This is a genomic window from Bradyrhizobium arachidis (assembly GCF_024758505.1).
GTDB lineage: Bacteria > Pseudomonadota > Alphaproteobacteria > Rhizobiales > Xanthobacteraceae > Bradyrhizobium > Bradyrhizobium manausense_C.
This window is the reverse complement of the sequence record NZ_CP077970.1, coordinates 2757525-2776840: the sequence shown is the minus strand read 5'-3', so window position 1 is coordinate 2776840 and position 19316 is coordinate 2757525. Positions and strand designations below refer to the sequence as shown.

At 64.8% G+C, this 19316-nt stretch carries 17 protein-coding genes; 3 read left to right on the top strand and 14 right to left on the bottom strand.

Annotated elements, in window-relative coordinates; genetic code table 11:
- Window positions 1-167: 167 nt before the first annotated feature.
- Complete coding sequence (locus KUF59_RS12290) at window positions 168-1730, bottom strand: 2-isopropylmalate synthase (protein WP_212457178.1); 1563 nt, start codon at window positions 1728-1730, stop codon at window positions 168-170.
- Between the two features lie 538 nt (window positions 1731-2268).
- Between KUF59_RS12290 and KUF59_RS12285 the strand changes: the two genes are divergently transcribed.
- Window positions 2269-3345 (top strand): Cj0069 family protein, encoded by a 1077-nt coding sequence (locus KUF59_RS12285; RefSeq protein WP_212457179.1) that lies wholly within the window; start codon window positions 2269-2271, stop codon window positions 3343-3345.
- Between the two features lie 26 nt (window positions 3346-3371).
- Here KUF59_RS12285 and KUF59_RS12280 read toward each other — a convergent pair whose 3' ends face one another.
- Window positions 3372-4691, bottom strand: coding sequence for a hypothetical protein (locus KUF59_RS12280; RefSeq protein ID WP_212457180.1), 1320 nt, complete (start codon window positions 4689-4691; stop codon window positions 3372-3374).
- Between the two features lie 341 nt (window positions 4692-5032).
- On the opposite strand from KUF59_RS12280, the gene KUF59_RS12275 reads away from it, so the two are divergent.
- Window positions 5033-6256: an SMP-30/gluconolactonase/LRE family protein gene (locus KUF59_RS12275; protein ID WP_212457181.1), complete on the top strand. Its 1224-nt coding sequence runs from the start codon at window positions 5033-5035 to the stop codon at window positions 6254-6256.
- Window positions 6257-6321: 65 nt separating this feature from the next.
- Here KUF59_RS12275 and KUF59_RS12270 read toward each other — a convergent pair whose 3' ends face one another.
- Window positions 6322-6906 carry a LysE family translocator gene (locus KUF59_RS12270; protein WP_212457182.1) on the bottom strand — a complete coding sequence of 195 codons (585 nt, stop codon included), beginning with the start codon at window positions 6904-6906 and terminating at the stop codon, window positions 6322-6324.
- Window positions 6903-7220 (bottom strand): hypothetical protein, encoded by a 318-nt coding sequence (locus tag KUF59_RS12265; protein WP_212457183.1) that lies wholly within the window; start codon window positions 7218-7220, stop codon window positions 6903-6905. Before KUF59_RS12265 ends, KUF59_RS12270 begins: the two co-directional genes overlap by 4 nt.
- Before the next feature lie 129 nt (window positions 7221-7349).
- Here KUF59_RS12265 and KUF59_RS12260 point away from each other — a divergent pair, with 129 nt between their 5' ends.
- On the top strand, window positions 7350-8660 hold the full coding sequence (locus KUF59_RS12260) for an ABC transporter substrate-binding protein (protein WP_212457184.1): 1311 nt from the start codon (window positions 7350-7352) through the stop codon (window positions 8658-8660).
- A 174-nt stretch (window positions 8661-8834) separates the two neighbouring features.
- Here the strand turns inward: KUF59_RS12260 and KUF59_RS12255 are convergent, their stop codons facing one another.
- From KUF59_RS12255 to KUF59_RS12210, 10 genes are all read right to left on the bottom strand, one after another.
- Window positions 8835-10310: an AMP nucleosidase gene (locus tag KUF59_RS12255; RefSeq protein ID WP_212457185.1), complete on the bottom strand. Its 1476-nt coding sequence runs from the start codon at window positions 10308-10310 to the stop codon at window positions 8835-8837.
- A gap of 62 nt (window positions 10311-10372) precedes the next feature.
- Window positions 10373-11542: a Gfo/Idh/MocA family protein gene (locus tag KUF59_RS12250; RefSeq protein WP_212457186.1), complete on the bottom strand. Its 1170-nt coding sequence runs from the start codon at window positions 11540-11542 to the stop codon at window positions 10373-10375.
- 48 nt (window positions 11543-11590) lie between these two features.
- Window positions 11591-11905: a septal ring lytic transglycosylase RlpA family protein gene (locus KUF59_RS12245; RefSeq protein WP_408918093.1), complete on the bottom strand. Its 315-nt coding sequence runs from the start codon at window positions 11903-11905 to the stop codon at window positions 11591-11593.
- 104 nt (window positions 11906-12009) lie between these two features.
- On the bottom strand, window positions 12010-12855 hold the full coding sequence (locus KUF59_RS12240; RefSeq protein ID WP_212457187.1) for a CmcJ/NvfI family oxidoreductase: 846 nt from the start codon (window positions 12853-12855) through the stop codon (window positions 12010-12012).
- A 327-nt stretch (window positions 12856-13182) separates the two neighbouring features.
- A complete protein-coding gene (locus KUF59_RS12235; protein ID WP_212457188.1) occupies window positions 13183-14121 on the bottom strand; it encodes an ABC transporter substrate-binding protein in 939 nt (312 codons plus the stop codon).
- Window positions 14118-15218: an LLM class flavin-dependent oxidoreductase gene (locus KUF59_RS12230; protein ID WP_212457189.1), complete on the bottom strand. Its 1101-nt coding sequence runs from the start codon at window positions 15216-15218 to the stop codon at window positions 14118-14120. The genes KUF59_RS12235 and KUF59_RS12230 overlap by 4 nt, the downstream gene beginning before the upstream one ends.
- Before the next feature lie 25 nt (window positions 15219-15243).
- Window positions 15244-16416: an acyl-CoA dehydrogenase family protein gene (locus tag KUF59_RS12225; protein ID WP_212457190.1), complete on the bottom strand. Its 1173-nt coding sequence runs from the start codon at window positions 16414-16416 to the stop codon at window positions 15244-15246.
- Window positions 16410-17207, bottom strand: coding sequence for an ABC transporter ATP-binding protein (locus tag KUF59_RS12220; RefSeq protein ID WP_212457191.1), 798 nt, complete (start codon window positions 17205-17207; stop codon window positions 16410-16412). The genes KUF59_RS12225 and KUF59_RS12220 overlap by 7 nt, the downstream gene beginning before the upstream one ends.
- A complete protein-coding gene (locus KUF59_RS12215) occupies window positions 17201-18223 on the bottom strand; it encodes an ABC transporter permease (protein WP_212457192.1) in 1023 nt (340 codons plus the stop codon). Before KUF59_RS12215 ends, KUF59_RS12220 begins: the two co-directional genes overlap by 7 nt.
- On the bottom strand, window positions 18201-19301 hold the full coding sequence (locus KUF59_RS12210; protein ID WP_212457193.1) for an ABC transporter substrate-binding protein: 1101 nt from the start codon (window positions 19299-19301) through the stop codon (window positions 18201-18203). Before KUF59_RS12210 ends, KUF59_RS12215 begins: the two co-directional genes overlap by 23 nt.
- Between the last annotated feature and the right edge of the window lie 15 nt (window positions 19302-19316).

The window sequence follows — 19316 nt, the reverse complement described above, 5'->3', positions numbered from 1 at the left end:
CGTTCGCAGGGCTGGCATACAGCCGCTCTGTCATTCCGGGGCGATGCGAAGGGACCGCGCAAGCGCGGCCCAGAGCATCGAACCCGGAATCTCGAGATTCCGGGTTCTGCTCTAACGAGCCGCCCCCATTGCGCACTTGCGCAATGTGGAATGACAAGCTTCGCTTGTCAGCTCGCAGCCGCCGTCTGCACCGTGTCGCGCTGGCGCTTCATGACGATCTTGTTCAGCGCGCCGAGATAGGCTTTTGCGGAGGCCACAAGCGTATCCGGATCCGCCGCGCGCGCCGTCATCGAGCGGCCGTCATGCGACAGCCGCACCGAGACTTCGGCCTGCGCGTCGGTGCCTTCGGTGACAGCGTGGACCTGGTACAGCTCGAGCTTTGCTTCGTGCGGCACCAGAGCCTTGATGCAGTTGAAGACGGCGTCGACCGGACCGTTGCCCTCGGCTTCCTCGATTCGCGTCTGGCCGTCGACGTCGAGCTTCATGGTCGCGCGCTGCGGGCCGTGGGTGCCGGCGATCACGGTCAGCGAGGTCAGCTTGATGCGGTCGTGCGAGGCGGCCATCTCCTCGTCGACCAACGCCTCGATGTCCTCGTCGTAGATGTCCTTCTTGCGGTCGGCGAGCGCCTTCATACGCGCGAAGGCGTCTTCCAACTGGTTCGGACCGAGCTTGTAGCCCATCTCCTCCAGCTTGTGGACGAACGCGTGGCGGCCGGAGTGTTTTCCGAGCACCAGCGAGGACTGCTTCAGGCCGACCATCTCGGGCCGCATGATCTCGTAGGTGGAAGCGTCCTTCAGCACGCCGTCCTGGTGGATGCCGCTCTCATGCGCAAAGGCGTTCCGGCCGACGATCGCCTTGTTGTACTGCACCGGGAACGAGGTCGCCGCCGAGACCACCTTGGAGGCGCGGGTGAGCTGCGTGGTGTCGATCTTGTTCCAGTAGGGGAATTTGTCGTTGCGCACGTTGATCGCCATCACGATCTCTTCGAGGGCGGCGTTGCCGGCGCGCTCGCCGATACCGTTGATGGTGCACTCGACCTGGCGTGCGCCGCCGACGATGCCGGCCAGCGAGTTCGCAACGGCCATGCCGAGGTCGTTGTGGCAGTGCACGGAGAACACGGCCTTGTCCGAGTTCGGCACGCGCTCGATCAGCGTCTTCATGAAGTGGGTGTATTCGTCGGGCGTGGTGTAGCCGACGGTGTCAGGGATGTTCACCGTGGTGGCGCCGGCCTTGATGACGGCCTCGACGATGCGGCTGAGAAAGTCCATCTCGCTGCGGGTGCCGTCCTCGGCCGACCATTCGACGTCGTCGATCAGGTTGCGGGCGCGCGCGACCATGGCAACCGAGGTCTCGATCACCTGGTCCGGGGTCTTGTTCAGCTTCACCCGCATGTGCAGCGGCGAGGTCGCAATCACGGTGTGGACGCGACCGCGCTTGGCGAACTTGACGGCTTCGGCGCAACGGTCGATGTCGGCCGGATGCGCGCGCGACAGGCCTGCGATGACGGCATTCTTGGAGCGGCGGGCGATCTCGCTGACCGCCTGGAAGTCGCCTTCGGAGGTGATGGGGAAGCCGGCTTCGATGACGTCGACGCCCATATCGTCCAGCAACTCGGCGACCTCGAGCTTCTCCTCGAAGGTCATGGTGGCGCCGGGGCACTGCTCGCCGTCGCGCAGCGTGGTATCGAAAATAATGACGCGGTCCTTCTCGGACTTGTTCACGGTGGCCATTTCAAATTTCCTTTAAGCGTTCGCGCCGGTCAGTCGGTCCCTTGGGCGCTTGAGGTGTCCGGTGATCTCGTACAACCCCTGAGTGCCCAGGCGCGTAGCGCCCAGCCGGCCCTCAGGGGCAGGTAAGAAGAAGCCCGCCAATAAGGAGGGTGGGCAGGATGGCGGCCAGGGGCGCGGACGGACCGGCGGCGAAGGCCACCTCCCCCGAAATCCCATGCATTTGGCCACGAATCAGCATTGCCAGACCCTTTTGAGCTCCAAATCCTCGGTCAAAACCGTTGAAGGTTCGTTGCCGGGCAGCTCACTTTCTGCGTTCTAAACGAGAAAGGGCAGCAGCTGCAACGCCAAAAGATGGTCAGGTTGGTTGACCTTGTCTTGCCGGCAGGTGAATGAGGGGGCGTCCACAAAGAGGCGGTGGGCCCGCCTTGAATCGCCGCCGCGAAGTCGCGTAGGCTCGTACCTGTGGGGACAAGCAGACTCCCCGTGAGACGTCCCGTCCAAGCTCTGCGCAACGCCCGATCTGTCGTGGAGCTTGCGCATGGACACCGAACGTCACTCCCCTGCACCTCACTTCCCTCCCCGTCACACCATCGCCATCGTCTCGCGCGGCGACGCTGCCGCGCGCCGTGACACGACGGCGCAGAACAGCCGCTTCGTCCGCGTCTTCGAAGCGCTTGCGGCTGCCGGCATCGACGCACAGCCGGCGGTCTACGACGAGAGTTTTGCCGACACCGTGCGCGACCAACTGCTCGGCGTCGACGGCGTCCTCGTCTGGGTCGATCCCATCCATCAGGGCAAGACGCGCGCGGCGCTCGATCCGCTGCTGCGCGAGGTTGCCGCGCGCGGTCCGTGGGTGAGCGCCCATCCCGACGTGATCCTGAAAATGGGTGTCAAGGACGTGCTCTACCGGACGCGCCATCTCGGCTGGGGCACCGACACGCATCGCTACGACAGTGCCGCCGACTTCCGCGCAAAGTTTCCACCGCGCCTGCGCGCGGGCGGCCCGCGCGTGCTCAAGCAAAACCGCGGCAATGGCGGGCAAGGCGTCTGGAAGGTCGAGGCGCTGCCAGACACGGAAGCGATGGTTCGGGTGCTGCACGCACAGCGCGGCAGCTTCCCTGAGGACATCCCGCTCGAGACGCTGATGGCGCGCTGCGAGCGCTATTTCGGATGGGGCGGTTGCATCATCGATCAGGCATTTCAGCCGCGCCTGCCCGAGGGAATGATCCGCTGTTACATGAGCGGATCCAAAGTCGCGGGCTTCGGGCAGCAATTGATCAAGGCCCTGGTGCCACCGCCGCCCGAAGGCCCTGAGGCGCCAGAGGCGCAGCCCGGGCCGCGGATCATGCACGGTCCTGACGCACTGCCATTTAGGGCGTTGCGGCGGAAGATGGAGGACGAGTGGACGCCGCAGATGATGACGACGCTCGGCATCGACCCAGCGTCGCTGCCGGTGATCTGGGACGCCGACTTCCTCTACGGACCGCGCGATGCAGGCGGTGCCGACAGCTATGTCCTCTGCGAGATCAACGCGAGCTCATGCTTTGCGATTCCCGATGAGGCTCCCGCAGCCATCGCAAGAACCGTCGGCACGCGGCTGCAGAAGGTCAGGTGAGCGATCGACGTCTCCCGACGGTGGCGCTACTGCCGCGGCGGCGGCACGAGGCTGAGCAGCCGTTCGCGGACGCTCGCTTCGATCGGCGCGTTGCAAACCGGACGATTGTAGAAGCCTCCGGAGCGACAGACGTTGGGCGTCGGACCGCGGAGGTCGCCGAACTGGCAAGCCTGGCACATCCGTAGCACCGCCGCTTCGAGCTGGAGCGAATAGTCGAGCGCTGATACTGCCGGCTCGAACGACTGGAAGAGCTGGCCCGCCTTGATGTTCTGGAACCAGGTGTCGACGTGGGCCTTGACCTTCGCGGCATCGGAGAGGTCGCTCATCTTGAAGCTGCTGCCGAGCAGCCCGATCGAGGCGCGCGGCGTGCGTGCCGCCCCGTGGCACGAAAGGCAGGACGAACGGATGTTGTCAGCGGGCCCATTGGCGCGCCCGTTGAAGCCCATGGTGGGACGCTCATCCCAGCCATAGGTCACGCCGCGTAAATCGGGATTGGTCCAGCCCTGACTGATCGTGGTGTCATAAACGCCGGGATCGTTACCCCATTGCAGCGACACCGGCACGAGATTGTCGAACAGGGTGTCGCCCTTCGGCGGGCCAAGCCAGACGAACGTCCCGAACACCCATCCGGTCTCCTGTGCCCGGCGAGGGTTCGCGGAGTCCTTCACGGATATGTCGACCTGGAGCAGGCGCAGCGTCCGGATCACGCGCGTATTGGCGGCGCCTGGATTTGGGGGATCGATGAAGGCGTCGTACTCCGGTGCGCCCTGGAGGTAGGTGACTTCCTCGGGTTTGGCGTCGGTGAACAGGAATTTGACGGAGACGGTGTCGTTGGGGAATTTCAACGCGACCGGAAGCGACGGATTGCAGGGATCGGAGAATATCTCCCCGAAGACCGCGGCTCCCGGCTTGTTGTAGAAGCCGACGGCCCAGACCTGGGAGCCACGCGTATTGGTCTTGGACAGATCGCCGGCATCGGGGCTGCGCTCCTTGGTCAGTCCCATCAGCGGCTCGCGGCCGGAATTGCCGTAGTCGAGCCATTGCGAGATGTACCACTCCTCCTGGCCGGTGCCGACGAGCTTGCGATCCACGATCTTGAAAGATGTCTTCGCGGTGCCGAGCACCGCATTCATGTAGTCGGCCGGCTTGGCGCGGAAATCGATGGCTTCCCACGGCTGTGAATCGCCGGGGTTGGGCCGCATCGACGGATAGTCGGTTCGCCACTTGGCCACGGCAACCGCGCCATTCGCCTTCATGGTGCTGGCGGAAAAGCTCTGGCACTCATCGGCCCGGCAGGACGAGCCCGCGATCATGGCCAGAATGACGACAACCCCTGCCGCTCTCATGACGGCCTCCTTTGCGCCTGCCGATGGACCCGGTCGTTATGACTAGGCGCAACGCAGCAAAGGCTGTGTTAACTGCTTCACACAACCCGGTGGGCAAGTCGCCGCACTCCCACGGGCGGACTCGCGCGCGCCGGTCTACGCGCGTTCGCCTGCCGCCCACTTTGGCAACATGATGGCTCGCGCGTGACAAATTGAAATCACCGCTTCGTCTCGCATTGCACACCTCAACACCTCAACTCACGCAGACACGACACACCGCGCTCGCAACCGGACGCGGACCGGACTAACCTTCGCTTGCTCGGCCGGATCAACCGGCCAGCGGACAGAACTGGGAGGAAGCGATGACGCCGCAAGAAGAATGCGATCGAGATTCTGCGCTTTCACGACGACGACTTGTCCAGGGGCTCGCGGTCTGCGCCGGCGCCACTGTGGCAGCAGCCAGCGGAGCGCTGGCGCAAAACGGACCCGCCGCGCCGCCGACGACGATTACCACACCGCCGCGCGATTTCGGGCCGAACGGCGCGCCGACCACCTACTTCTGGGATCCCGACATCATCGCGGTCGATCCCTCCTTCAACGATCTCGCGCAACCCAACACCGCGATCAAGCGTCTCTATACCGGCCTGCTGTGGGCCGAAGGTCCGGCCTGGAGCGCGCAAGGCCGCTATCTCTTGTGGAGCGACATTCCCAACAACAGGCAAATGCGCTGGACCGAGGATGACGGCCGCGTCAGCGTATTCCGCACGCCCTCCAACAATTCCAACGGCAACTCGTTCGACTTCCAGGGCCGCCAGCTCTCCTGCGAGCACCTCACCCGCCGGGTCACGCGCTACGAGCATGACGGCACCGCGACCGTGCTGGCGGACTCCTACAACGGCAAGAAGCTGAACTCGCCCAACGACGTCGTCGCACATCCCGACGGCAGCTACTGGTTCACCGATCCGCCCTATGGCGGCCAGCTCTACGAGGGCGAGCCCGACGTCGCGGGCGGACCGAGCAACGCGGGCGGCAAGCTCAATCCGCGGATCGGACAGCCGGCCGGCTTCACGCCCGGCAAGCGCGAGTTGCCGACCAACTGCTATCGGATCGACCCGTCTGGCCGCATCGACCTCGTCGTCACCGAGGAACAGGTGCCGGATCCGAACGGCCTCTGCTTCTCGCCCGACTTCAAAAAGCTCTACATTGCCAGTACCGGCAAGGGCCCCGGCGACACCGGCCCAGGCGGCAAGGGCGAGATCTTCGTGGCCGATGTCGGCACCGACAACAAGCTGTCGAACTTCAAACGCTTCAGCGACTGCATGGTCGACGGCGTGAAGTGCGGACCGGACGGTTTGCGCTGCGACGTCCAAGGCAATCTCTGGGCCTCCAGCAATGCCGGCCGCGCCGTCGGCTACAGTGGCGTGACGGTGTGGACGCCGGAAGGCAAGCTGATCGGCCGCATTCGCCTGCCTGAGGTTTGCGGCAACGTCTGCTTCGGCGGGCCGAAGCGCAACCGCCTGTTCATGGCTGCGAGCCAGTCGCTCTACGCCGTGTACACCGCAACGCAAGGTGCAGGGCCGGGCTGAGCGGCTTCTGCGTTGTGATATGACGAAGGCGCCGGCGTCACCGCCGGCGCCGCACGACCCACGGCTTACGCCATCGTCAGCGACTGCGCGCCGATCATTCCCGCCAGCATGACGAGCGCAACGGCACTGAGCCGGTAGATCAGCAGGGGACGCCCGACGCCCTGCAGTCCCCGGCCAAGCGCAGCGCCGAGCGCGATCCAGCCGGATCCGATCGTCACGATCTGAACCGCCAGCAGGATGAGCCAAAGCAGCAGATCAATCGCTGCAACCTGGAGCGGCAGCAGCGTGAAGGCAAAAATCACAGCCTTGGGGTTCAGAAAGGTCGTGATCAGCACGCGGCGAAACGAAACCGGTACGCGACCGGCGAGCTCGCGTGCACCGTGCCGCCACAACATGCAGGCGAGGTAGATTAGGTAAGCGGACACGACGATCCGAAGCACGATCCCCGCGACGGGCACGGCCTGCATGAAGGGGCCCAAGACCGACCGGAGAAGCATGATCGACAGCAGATACCCACCAAGCTCGGCCGCCAGAAGCGGCAGCGAGCGCGCGGCGCCGACACCGGCTCCGGACGTGGCCAGCAGCGTGTTGGTTGGACCGGGAATTGCCAGCAACGAGGCGGTGGCGAGGATGAAGGGCAGGACGTTCATTGCAGCTTGATAGCAAGACCCGCGACCATAACCTTGATCTCGATCATGGTTCCGCGGGGCACGCTCAGCGGCGCGCGCCGGCCGCCATCCGCGTCGCAAGCGCGGCCATCAGGGATTTGTGCAGGCGATCCTCGGGCGCAAGATTCTCCGCGAGCGCGCGGATCACTTCCGCGAAACGGACCGCGATAGGTGGCCACCCGCTCGGCGTCACCGATGGCGGTAAAGACCTCGGCGGCGCTGTCGTAGACACGCCAGGCCGCGAGCGGAAAATTCTCCTTGTCGACGATCGAGAAGCCGGTGGTGAGGTTCGCCAACGCGCAGCATAGGCGAGTTAGCCAAATCGCCTAGGCCGGCGCATGTTGACTTTCAAATCCTCCCTCTGGATACTTCGCAAAAAGCGCAGAAGTTGCCGGTCCGAAACGACGGTTCAGTGGGAGGACACGATGCCGACGTCACGCAGAACGCTGCTGAAGACTTCCGCCGCGGCCGCAGCCGCCCTCACCTTCGATTGGACGCGCGCGCAGGCCCAGGCCGAGACGGTGCGCGTCGGCGTGATCTACGACCTGACCGGTCCGTTCGCGGCCGGCGGTTCGGTGGCCTCCTCGATCGGCGCACAGATCGCCATCGATCTCGTCAACGAGAGGGGCGGCATCGGCAGCAAGTACAAGGTCTCTCCCGTCGCCGCCGATTCTCAGAGCAAGCCCGACGTCGCGATCAACGAGTCCGAACGCCTGATCAACCAGGAAAAGGTCGACATCATCCTCGGCGTCTATGCGAGCGCACATGCGGTGCCGCTCGCGGCCAAGGTCGAGCAGCAGAAGAAAATCCTCTGGATCACGACCGCAGTCTCGACCGCCGTGTTCAAGGACAAGAACCTGCAATACGTCTTCCGTGCACAAATCCACTCCGACCAGTACGGCCAGGCCTTTGCAGGCTTCATGAGCGAGCACGCGCAGGCCAAGCTCGGCATGGATGCCAAGGACGTCAAGATCGCATTGATCCACGAGGACGGTCCTTATGGCGTCGGCGTCGCCGCGGCGGACGAAGCCTATGCCAAGCAGGCTGGGCTCCAGGTCGTGCTGCGCGAAGGCTATTCGGCCTCGGCGCCGGACCTCTCCGTGCTGGTCACCAAGATCAAGCGCGCCAAGGCCGATGTGATCTCGCATGCCGGCTACAACCCCGACATCACGCTGTTCCTGCGTCAGGCGCGCGAGAGCGGGCTCCGCTTCAAGATGCTGTTCGGCGCCGGAGCGGGCTACAGCCAGCTCGACAAGCTGCGCGCAACGTTCGGTGCAGACATCGACAATTTCTGCAACATCGATCCGGTGCCCGCGCAATTGCTCGATCCCGCAAAACTCGCGCCGGGCATGGGCGATCTGATCAAGACCATGGTCTCGCGCTATCAGGCCAAGACCGGCGCGACCGACGTGCCGCCGCATTGCTCGATGGGTTTCAACCAGACCTGGGTATTGCTGAACAACGTGCTGCCCGTGGCCAAGGAGAAGTATGGCAGCTTCGAGCCCGAAGCCATTCGCAAAGCCGCGCTCGACGTCGACATTCCCGCGGGCGGCACGATCCAGGGCTACGGGGTCAAATTCTTCCCGCCGGGCACGCCGCTGTCCGGCCAGAACGAGCGCTCGACGCCGGTCGTGATGCAGAACGCGGGCGAGCACATCTCCGTGGTCTGGCCGACCAATATCCAGACGCAGGCGCCGGTGTTCCCGCTGCCGAAATCGTCGGTCTACGCAGCGTAGGCTGCTGTTTTCCCCTCTCCCCTTGCAGGAGAGGGTGGCTCGCCGCGATAGCGGCGAGACGGGTGAGGGGTCTCTCTCCAAGCACGACCTCTCGCAATCCAACTCGAGGATAAAACCCCTCATCCGGCGCTGCGCGCCACCTTCTCCCACAAGGGGAGAAGGAAGAATCACGTCTCACTGAAACGCGACCTCGGCAAAACTGCGGAGCTTGCGCGAATGCAGGCGCTCCGATTCCTGCTGCTTGAGTCGCTCCAGCGCCTTCAGGCCGATCTCGAGATGCTGGCCGACGCGCTGGCGATAGAACTCGCTGGCCATGCCGGCCAGCTTGATCTCGCCATGCAGCGGCTTGTCCGAGACGCAGAGCAGCGTGCCGTAAGGCACGCGGAAGCGGTAGCCGTTGGCCGCGATCGCGGCCGATTCCATGTCGAGTGCCACCGCGCGCGACTGTGACAGGCGGCGGATGACGGAGGGTCCCGCAATCTCCCAATTGCGATTGTCGACGCTCGCAACCGTTCCGGTGCGCATCACCCGCTTCAGCTCGAATCCTTCGAGCCCGGTGACCTCGCCGACGGCTTCCTCGAGCGCGACCTGCACCTCCGCCAGCGCCGGAATCGGCACCCAGGGCGGCAGCTCATGGTCGAGGACGTGGTCCTCGCGGACGTAGCCATGCGCCAGCACGTAGTCGCCGAGCCGCTGGGTGTTCCTCAAGCCCGCGCAATGACCAATCATCAGCCAGGCATGCGGTCGTAGCACTGCGACGTGATCCGTGACATTGCGCGCATTGGAGGGACCGATCCCGATATTGATCAGCGTGATGCCGCGATAGTTCGGTTGCATCAGATGATAGGCCGGCATCTGCGGGGCGCGCGCCGGCGCAGTCCCGACCGTGCCGCCACCGAGCCGCGCGCTGTTCGTGACGACGTTTCCGGGCGCCACGAAGGCATCGAGGCCGGCTTCGCCCGACGCCAGCCGCTGCTGGCACAGTTGCACGAAGGCATCGACGTAGAACTGGTAGTTGGTGAAGATCACGAAATTCTGGAAGTGCTCGGGATCAGTGCCGGTGTAGTGATAGAGCCGGCGCAGCGAATAATCGACGCGCGCCGCGGGGAACAGCGACAGCGGCTCGGGCACCCCCGGCGGCAGCTCGATCGTGCCGTCGGCGATCGAATCGTTCATCGTCGCGAGGTTGGGCGTATCGAACACGTCGCGCAGCGTCCGCATGCCGACGGCGTCATTGGTGAGCGCCGCTTCGATGTTGATGTCGCGCCGGTAGGCGAAATGCACCGGGATCGGCTCGCTGGACTCGCCGATCTCGACCGGCACGCCATGGTTCTCGATCAAGAGGCGCATCTGCTCGGTGAGATAGGACCGGAACAGATCCGGCCGCGTCACGCTGGTCTCGTGCACACCCGGCCCTGCGACAAAACCGTAGGAGAGACGCGAATCCAGCCGCGCATGAGTCGCGGTCGTCATCCTGACGAAGGGATAGCAGGCGCGTACATGGTTGGCGAAGGCCTGGCCGTTGAGATAGGCCTCGAAACGGTCTCGCAGGAACTGCGTGTTGCGGTCGTAGATCTCCTCGAGCCGGGAAACGGCCGCATCGGCATCGGTGAAGGCTTGCGTGGCAATCGGCGGCGGTGTCTCGATCATCGGCGACGGACTCGATTCGTGTGGCGCTGGTCTAATGGCGGACAGCATATCACACACACGGCTCACAGCGTCACGCGCCTGCCCTCCTCCGCGGCCCAATAGCCGGCATAGTTGACCTTGATCGTCTCATAAGCGAGCGCGAGGTCCGACAGCGGCTGCCGCCCGGTCGCGGCGCATTCCATAAAATCCTGGATTTCCTGCAAATAGCCGCGCGTCCATTCCTCCTCGAGGCAGACATATTGCCAGCCGGTTTTGCGGTCGACCTTTTCGGTGATGTAGACCGAGGCCAGCTTCTCCTCAGAGGTCTGGTAGCTGACGAGATGGGTGTTCGGTGTGATGTTGGCGAACAGCGCGCCGCCAGAGGTGAAGGTCTCGATCAAATTGCGCACGCCGCCCATGATCATGTCGCCGGAGAAGATCGTGGCCTTGGTGCCGTCGGAGAAGGTCGCGGTCAACGTGCCCCAATCCTCGACGTCGACCGGATTGGCCTTGACATAGCTACGCTCCTCCGGCTTGAGGCTCGCGGTGACATTGCCGACGTCGCAGGTCACGCTGGCGACGCGGATGGTCTCGCCACGCGCCTTGGCCTCGACCTGCTTGAGATAGAGCACCGCCGACAGCGGGTGACAGCCCATGCGGATCAGCGAGCCGCCGCCGGTCATCGCCCATTGCGCGGCGTGGGCCGCGTGCGAGCCGGAGTGGCTCTCCTCGCCCTTCATGAACAAAATCTTGTCCTTGGTCGCCTTGATGATCTCGGCGGTCTTGGTCACGGCCGGGGCATAGACCCAGTCCTCGGCGTACATGAAAAGCTTGCCGCTTCGCTCGATTGCGGCGCGGGTCGCGTCCATCTCCTCCAGCACATGCCGGTACATCTGCGCCTTGGGCACGTGCCTGCCGATCGGCTGCTTGTCGCTCTCGCGGCCGAAATAACCGGCAAACGGTTTTTCGCAGATGACGTGCTTGCCGGCCTGCATGGCCTCGACGATCATCGAGGTATGGAGATTAGGCGGCGTGCAGATGTCGACGATGTCGATCTCGGCGTCGGCAATCAGGTCGCGAAAGCTGCGGTAGACGGTTGAAATCTGGTGGTGGCGCGCGAATGCGACGACATGATCGCCCCGTGCGGCCACAGCTCTCACCTCGACATCAACACCGTAGACGCGCTTGTAGGCATACATGTGCAGCTCCGACACGAAGCCGCAGCCCACGAGCCCCACCCTGATCCTTGCCATCGCGCCCTCGCCCCTTGGTTTGGGCGGCACTATAGCGCGCCTGCAGGCCTAATCCACCGAGACGCGGACCACGCCGGCGCTCATCATGCCGAGCGCGCGGGCGGCGGGGACCGAGAGATCGACGATGCGGCCACGGATGAAGGGACCACGATCATTGACCCGACATTGAATCGAGCGGCTGCCGTAGGACACCTTGAGCACGCTGCCGAACGGACGCGTGCGGTGGGCACAGGTCAGCTCACCGTTCTTGCCGGTTTTTCCGTATCCGTAATATGAGGCAAGGCCGCTTTCGGCATGCGCAAAAGAAACGACGGCTAGAGAAAAAATAGCAACACAGACAGATAACATCGTCAGCGCTCGCACGGCACCCCTCCCGGGTTGCCCTGCCCGGCGCTGCAAACGTCCGCGGTTCCGGGAAGTTCCAAAGACCCTGCCGGGATTGATCCCGGCAGGTCCATCAAAGATTGTTACGGTTTGTGGAATACCAGCGTGCGCAGCTCGATACTCTCGCGCGGGGCGGCGTCAGTGGGAGTGGTCGGGTCGACAAAGGCGGTGTGCGGCCCAAAGCGGGTGCGGCCGTCGGTTGCCGAGTCGTAGCACTTCAGCAACAGCGCCTCGTCTGGCGTCATCTCGGGGAAATAGAACCAGCGGTGATTGGGATTGTATTTGACCGAATAGGTCTCGCCGCTCCGGTTCGGATAGATCAGGTCGGAGGCGACGAGATCCTCCGGCGCGACCGTCGTGCCGTCGGCCATCGCCAGCGGCGAGTCCCGCAACGGCCCACGGATAGGACGCCAGAGATTGATCACCTGCACGCGACCCTTCAAGAGCTCCTCGGCTTCATCGGGCAGATGTTCACGTACGCGGTTCGCGCCGGAGACGACGGTCTGGTCGACATGGACGCGCGTCGCGGGCTGGCGCGGACCGGCGCCGCGGATATCGGCCCCACCCTCGACGCGCCTGCGCACGGTGTGATCGAAAATGAACACACGATCGGCCTTCAGCGTCGCCCTGAGGAAGGCTTCGACGGCGGGATAATAGACCGCCCTCACCTCTTCGTCGTTGTAGAAGTCCTTTATCCGGGTCGGGTAACGCACCAGCGCAAAGCCTTCGCGGTCGAGTGAGACGCTGTCGGCAATCAGGCGCGCGTCGAAGATCGGCACCTGGTGCGGCTCGGGCAGCGACGTGCTTTTCGGCTCGCCCGGCGGCGGATCGAACGCGTAGGTGCGCGGCTTGCCTGGAGTTGGCGCGAGATAGTTGAGTTCAGCGGTGACGAAGGGAAGCGATTCGATTTTTGTTTCTTGCAGGCCCATGGCCGGATCTCCCGATGTGGTCGCCTGTTTGATTTTTGCCGGGATGGCGCGCGCCGCAAGGGAGGTGGTGCAAATAGTAATGGAGCTGTCGTCGCGCACAGGAAATGCAGAAGGAACGTGTCAGGGATGGCGACCGGCTGGAAACCTCGTTCCGACCTCACGCGCGCTTGATGAGTTCGTGAAGATTCGTGCCCCGGACGCAGCGCATCACGCAGTGGCGCTGTTGAGCCGGGGCCCATCCAACCGAGATCATTCTGCGTGGCATGGGTCCCGGCTCAGCGGTGCAGCGTTTCACGCTGCACCGCGTCCGGGACACGAGAGAGTGGCTTACGAGCCACCCTTCGCGATGGCATCTGAAAAGGAGCGGTCGACGATCTCTGCCGCGTCGAGTTTTTGCTTGATCAGACCCCAGCGGAAATAGAGGTCGATCGTGCTCTGCTCGTCCACGACCACGCTGTCGTCGATCGGCGCGATGCGGATCTTTGCGCGCGACAGCCAGTTCAGCGGCACGGCCGTCGGAATGTTCATCAACCTGCCCCAGGTCTCGGCATAGCTGTTCACGTTGGTGAGCAACCAAGCGCGGGCGGCGGTGAGGCGGCGGATGAAGTCGGTCAGTTCGCTGCGCTTGTCCCTGATCGCGTCGGGCCGCGCCACCTGAAAGCTCAGGCCCGGCGTCAGGCCTTCCGAGGTGATGATGCGGCGCGACTTGAACAGCACCTCCTCCTGGCTGACATAGGGCTCCCAGGTCGACCATGCATCGACCGATCCTTGGGTGTAGGCGATCTTGGCGTCCGAGGGCGCAAGGAAGGCGATCTGCACGTCGCTTGCGGCCCAGCCCTTTTTCTCCAGCGCGGCGAGGATCAGTTGATGGCCGATCGAGCCGCGGCCCGTCGCGATCTTCTTGCCGCGGAGATCGTCGAAGGTTTTGACCGGGGAATTCTCTGGCACGAGGATGGCAAGCCCCTCGCGGGTCTGCCTGATGGCGGCGATCGCCTTCACCGGTGCGCCCGAGGCAGCGGCGAAGGTGAAGGGCGCATCGCCGACGAGACCGGTCTCGATTGCGCCGGCGCTCAGTGCTTCCAGAAGCGGAGCTGCCGCCGGAAACTCCTTCCACTCGATCTTGTAGGGGATGTCCTTGAGGACGCCGGCCGCCTCCATCACGGCCTGCGCATTGCCCTTCTGGTCGCCGACGCGAAGGGTCGTCTGCGCTGCTGCAAGATCGATCGATCCGAACAGCAGCGCGCCTGCCAGCATGAGCCGGATCATTCCGCGGCCTCGCCGCGCGCCACCTGACGTTCGGCGATCAGCTTGCGCGTCAGCGGGATCAACTCGCGGCCGTATTCGATGGTGTCGATCAGCGGATCGAAGCCGCGGATCAGGAAATGGGTGATGCCGAGATCGTAGTAGTCGCCGAAGATTTCGGCGACCTGCTCGGGCGTGCCGACGAGGGCCGTGGTGTTGCTGTTGGCGCCGGTGAGTTTTGCGATCTCGGTCCAGAGCCGCTTGTCGATCCGGCTGCCCTGGTCGGCGAGCGCGAGCAGGCGGCGCGCGCCTGCGGTGGCGTGACCGTCGGCCGGCTTGCGGTAGCCGGTCTTGTCCTGGAGCTCGGTGGCACGCGCGAGGATCGCCTCAGCCTTCTCCCAGGCCTGCTTTTCCGTCGGCGCAATGATCGGTCGTACCGAGAGAGAAAAGCGCGGCGTCGGCCGTCCCTGCCGGATCGCGGCATTGTGGACGCGCGAGGTGACGTCGCGCACTTGCGCGTAGGACTCGCCCCAGAGCGCAAAGGTGTCGGCGTGCCGGCCGGCGGCCTCGATCGCGGCCTCGGACGCGCCGCCCAAATAGATGCGGATGCCCTCGGGGCGATACGGCTTCACTTGGGAAAATCCGTTCTCGACCTGGTAATACCGGCCCTTGTAAGTGAAGGGCTTGTCGCTGGTCCATTCCAGCCGGACCACATCCAAAAATTCGCTGGTGCGGGCGTAGCGCTCGTCCTTGTCGTCGAGAGTGTTTCCGTCCTGCCGAAGCTCTGTCGCATTGCCGCCGGTGATGACGTGCAGTGCGACACGGCCGCGCGAGAACTGGTCGAGCGTTGCGAACTGCCGCGCCAGCAGCGTCGGCGCGGTGAAACCGGGCCGCTGCGCGATCAGCACGTTGAGGCTATCAGTCACGTTGAGCACGTGCTGGGCGACCTGAAGGGCATCGGGCGTGGTCGAATGGAACGCCAGCAGCGCGCGATCAAAGCCGGCATTCTCGTGGGCCTTGGCCACGGTCTCGATATGAGTGGGGTTGAGGACCGGCCCCTCGCGGACGATCGTCTCCGACGAATTGTTGTTGCTGATAAAGCCGATGAATTCGATCGACATCGTGGTCTCCCTGGCTGGTCTGTCTTCAAAGTCCCAATGCGGCACGGCCGAGGCCGATGCGCGTCGAATCGTCCTGCGGCGTGTGCACCCGGCCGCACAGCACGTCGCGAAGATGGCGCTCCAGCGGATTGGCGCGGGTGAGCCCGTGGTTGCTGGTCAGCGACAGGGCGTCCTCGACCACGGCGACGGCGTTGTTGGTGACGGTGAGCTTGATCGCGTTGGATTCGCCGGGCGACAGCTCGACACCGTCGTCGAGATCGCCGGCGAAGCTGTCGATGAGGCGGGCGTTCACGGCGAGCCGCGCCTCGATCGCGCCAAGAATCTCCTGCACGCGCGGCAGCGTTGCCAGCGGCGCGCCGAGATTTGCGGGCACGCGAGCCCTAAGAAAGTGGATCAGCCAGTCGCGCGCGGCGCGCGCGACACCGTCATAGAGCGCCGCGATGAAGACGGTATGGACGGTCGCCTGCGTGGCGTCAGGCGCCCGCCAGTCTTCGGGTCTGCGGACGTCGATCTCGGAGTCGAGCGGAATGACGACATCGTCGAACACGACATCATGGCTGCCGCTGGCGCGCAGGCCGAGGTGATCCCAGTTCTCGACGATGCGCGTGCCCGGTAGGCCCGCCGGTACGAGGAACTGGCCGACACGCGGTTCCGCCTCGTCGGTCCTGGCCCAGACTGCGTACCATTTCAGGATCGGCGCGCCCGTTGAATAGATCTTGCGGCCGGTGAGGCGCCAGCCGGTCTCCGTGCGCCGGGCGATCGTCGCCGGCAATCCGCCCCGGGCGGGCGAGCCGAGCTCGGGTTCGACACGTAGCGCGTTGATGAGCGCGAGGCCTTCCACGGTTTCGCGGGCGAGCTTGCGCGAAAGCCGGGCGGACCAGGTGGAACTGCGCGCCATCACGAGATGGTTGATGTAATGCATCGACAGCACCAGCGCCGTCGACGCGTCGGCCTTACCGATGATGCCGATGATGCGCGTCGCATAGCGGGCGCCCGCCCCTGCACCGCCCAGCGCAGCCGGCACCGTCAGCGACAGCAGGCCGGCCTCGGACAGCTCGCGAAAATTTTGGAAAGGAAAGCTGCCGGCGCGGTCGTGTTCGGCTGCACGTGCGGCAAAGCCCTCGGCAAGCGCCTCGGCACGTGCGATGTAATCAGGCTCGCTCGGGGCCGTGCGCCCCCTGACTGCAGAGGTCACCATGTGGCGTCGAGCCCCAACAGCCCGAGGATCTGGCGGCGCAAATCCGCAAGATAGGGATCGCCGCGATGGCGCGGATGGGGCCGGTCGACCCGGATGTCGGCCTTGATCCGCGCCGGACGCTCGCTGAACACGATGACGCGGTTGGCGAGGAACAACGCCTCCTCGACGTCATGGGTGACCAGCAACGTGGTGAAGCTCTTGCGCTGCCACAGCGAGACGATCTCCGCCTGCATGGAAATCCGGGTCAAGGAATCGAGCTTTCCGAGTGGCTCGTCCAGGATCAGGATCTTTGGGTCGTTCACCAGCGCACGCGCCAGCGCCACGCGCTGCGCCATGCCGCCCGAGAGCTGGTGCGGATAGGCATTGCGGAACGCGGACAACCCGACCAAATCGAGCGCGGCATCGACCCGCTGCCGCTGGCTCTTCAAGATGCCCTGCGCCTCCAGTCCGAGTGCGACGTTGTCCCAGACCGAGCGCCAGGGAAACAGCGTCGGATCCTGGAACACGACGACGCGGGAGGGATGCGGGCGCGTGATGCGGACCTCGTCCTCGCGCAAGGCGCCTGCGCGCGGCTTCTCCAGACCCGCGACAAGCCGCAGCAGCGTGGACTTGCCGCAGCCGGACGGCCCGAGCAAGGCGACGAACTCGCCGGGCTCGACCGCGATGCTGACGTCGCTGAGCACCGGCAGCTCGGCGCCGTCGATGTCGAAGGCGTGACTGAGCTGCTCGATGTCGAGCGCGGCGCCGGCCGACGAGTAATCAATCGCCTCGGCAGTAGCAGTGGCTACCATTTGACAGTCCCCTTCTGCCAGACCAGCAGGCGGTCGCGGATGGTGAAGAGCAGCGTGATCGCGCCCGAGCAGAGCAGCGACATCACGATCAGCGCGGCATACATGTTGGAATAGGCGGCCCAGCCTTGTGCCCATTGCAGGTACCAGCCGAGCCCGGCCTTGACGCCGATCATCTCGGCGACGACAAGCACGGCAAAGGATGAGCCGAGCCCCATGAACAGGCCGACGAAGACATGCGGCAGTGCTGCGGGGATCGCGACCTTCAGCACCAGGAAGGACGGTTTTGCCCCCAGCGTGCGTGCGACGTCGTAGTAGGCATTGCTGACGCTCGCGACGCCCGACCACGTCAACACCGTCACGGGAAAGCCGGTTGCGAGTGCGATCAGGAAGGTCGAGGCGCTCCAGCTCGACGGGAACGTGAAGAACGCGATCGGCAGCCACGCGGTCGCCGGCAGAGGGCCGATGAAGCGCAGTACCGGATGCACCCAATAGCCGACCGCGCGCGACCAGCCGATCGAGACGCCGGTGAGGAAGCCGACCGTCGCGCCGATCAGATAGCCGCCGAGTTGCAGCTTCACTGAGGCAAAGACGCTGTCGAGCAGCTTTGGCAGGTCGTCGGTGTAGACCTCGATGATCGCCTGCGGCGGCGGAAAGAACGGCAGCGGCAGCCACGCGAATTTTGCGGTGGCGAGTTCCCACACCGTCAGGAATGCGCCCAGTGCGAGCAGCCACGGCGCGCGCTTGCGCAAACCTGATCCGGCAGAACCGAGATAGTCCGCCCCAACGGTGCCGAACAGCGCGAGCGCCGCGATGACGAATGCGGCTATGCCGAGCGAATGGGTTCGTGACCAGTCGCCGACATCCTCCCACCACAAGCATGACAGGCCAAAGGCGATCCAGGCAACGCTCGCCGCGATGCCCGCCCCAGATTCCCTCACCCAGTCGGCCAAGGCCGGCGCGCGCGCGACCCGCGGCGCGCCAGACGCGAGGCCGTCAGACAGCGAATACGTCGACATAGATGCGCTCCGCAAATTTGGCGGTGTCGGTGTTTTGCTTGAAGACCGAGACACTCTTCAGATCGTCGGCATAGGCCTTGAGCTCGCGCTTCAAGACTTCGCCGACGGGATGATGATGGTGGGTGTGGTAGCGCACCATGCCCTCGAGATCGGCGAGCGTCGCCGTCTTCGGCGCATAGGGCTGGAACGACTTTGCCGCGGCTTCCGGATTCTGTGAGCTGTACATCGCGGCATCCAGCAGCGCCTGCGTGATCGCGCGCGCCACCTGCGGCTCCTCACGCACGAGGCTGCCGCGCAGGCCCAGGATGCAGCAGCTCTTGTCGCGGTATTCGCCGTCGAGGTTGGAGGCGACCTCTTTGTACTGGACATCCTTGAGCCAGAGATAGGCGAGCGGATCGGACGACAGGAACGCCTGCACCTCGCCCTTCTCCACGGCGACGTTGAGGAGGTTGCCGGGATAGGCGCGCCAGTCGACGTCCTTGTTCGGGTCGATACCGAGCTTTGCGAGCTGGATCGAGAAGAAATTCTTGTCGGGGCCGGCGAGATCGCCGACCGCGACGATCTTGCCCTTGAGGTCGGCGAGCTTGTCGACGCCGGAGCCGTTGCGCGTCAGCACCCGCATGCAGCCGCCATGGGTGCCGGCAGCGATCTTGACGTCAAAGCCCTGCTCCAGCGGCTTGAGCCAGCGCAGCGCCATGCCGAGGCCGGCGTCGCTCTTTCCCGTTGCAATCGCTTCCAGGAGCTGATCGGTCGAGCCGGAATAGTTGACGAGCTCGACGTCGAGATTGTGCTTCTTGAAGAAGCCCTGATCGATTGCGACTGGAACCGGTGCAAGGCAGACGGCGCCTGCGTTCCACGACAGTTTGAGCTTACGCGGCGCGCCGGTGAGCGCGGGAGCGTCGGACGCGGTCTGGCACAACGGGAATTCCGAGAAATCGATCCCGGGCGCGATCGCGCGCGGCGCAAAGGCCTGCGCACCCAGCGCGCCAAGCGGCGCAGCGAAGGCAGCCGCCAGGCCCGCCTGGAGCAGATGGCGCCGATCGAGCTTCGATCCGCCGTGCTCGCCCTGATTACTCATTCTTGCCGACTCCGC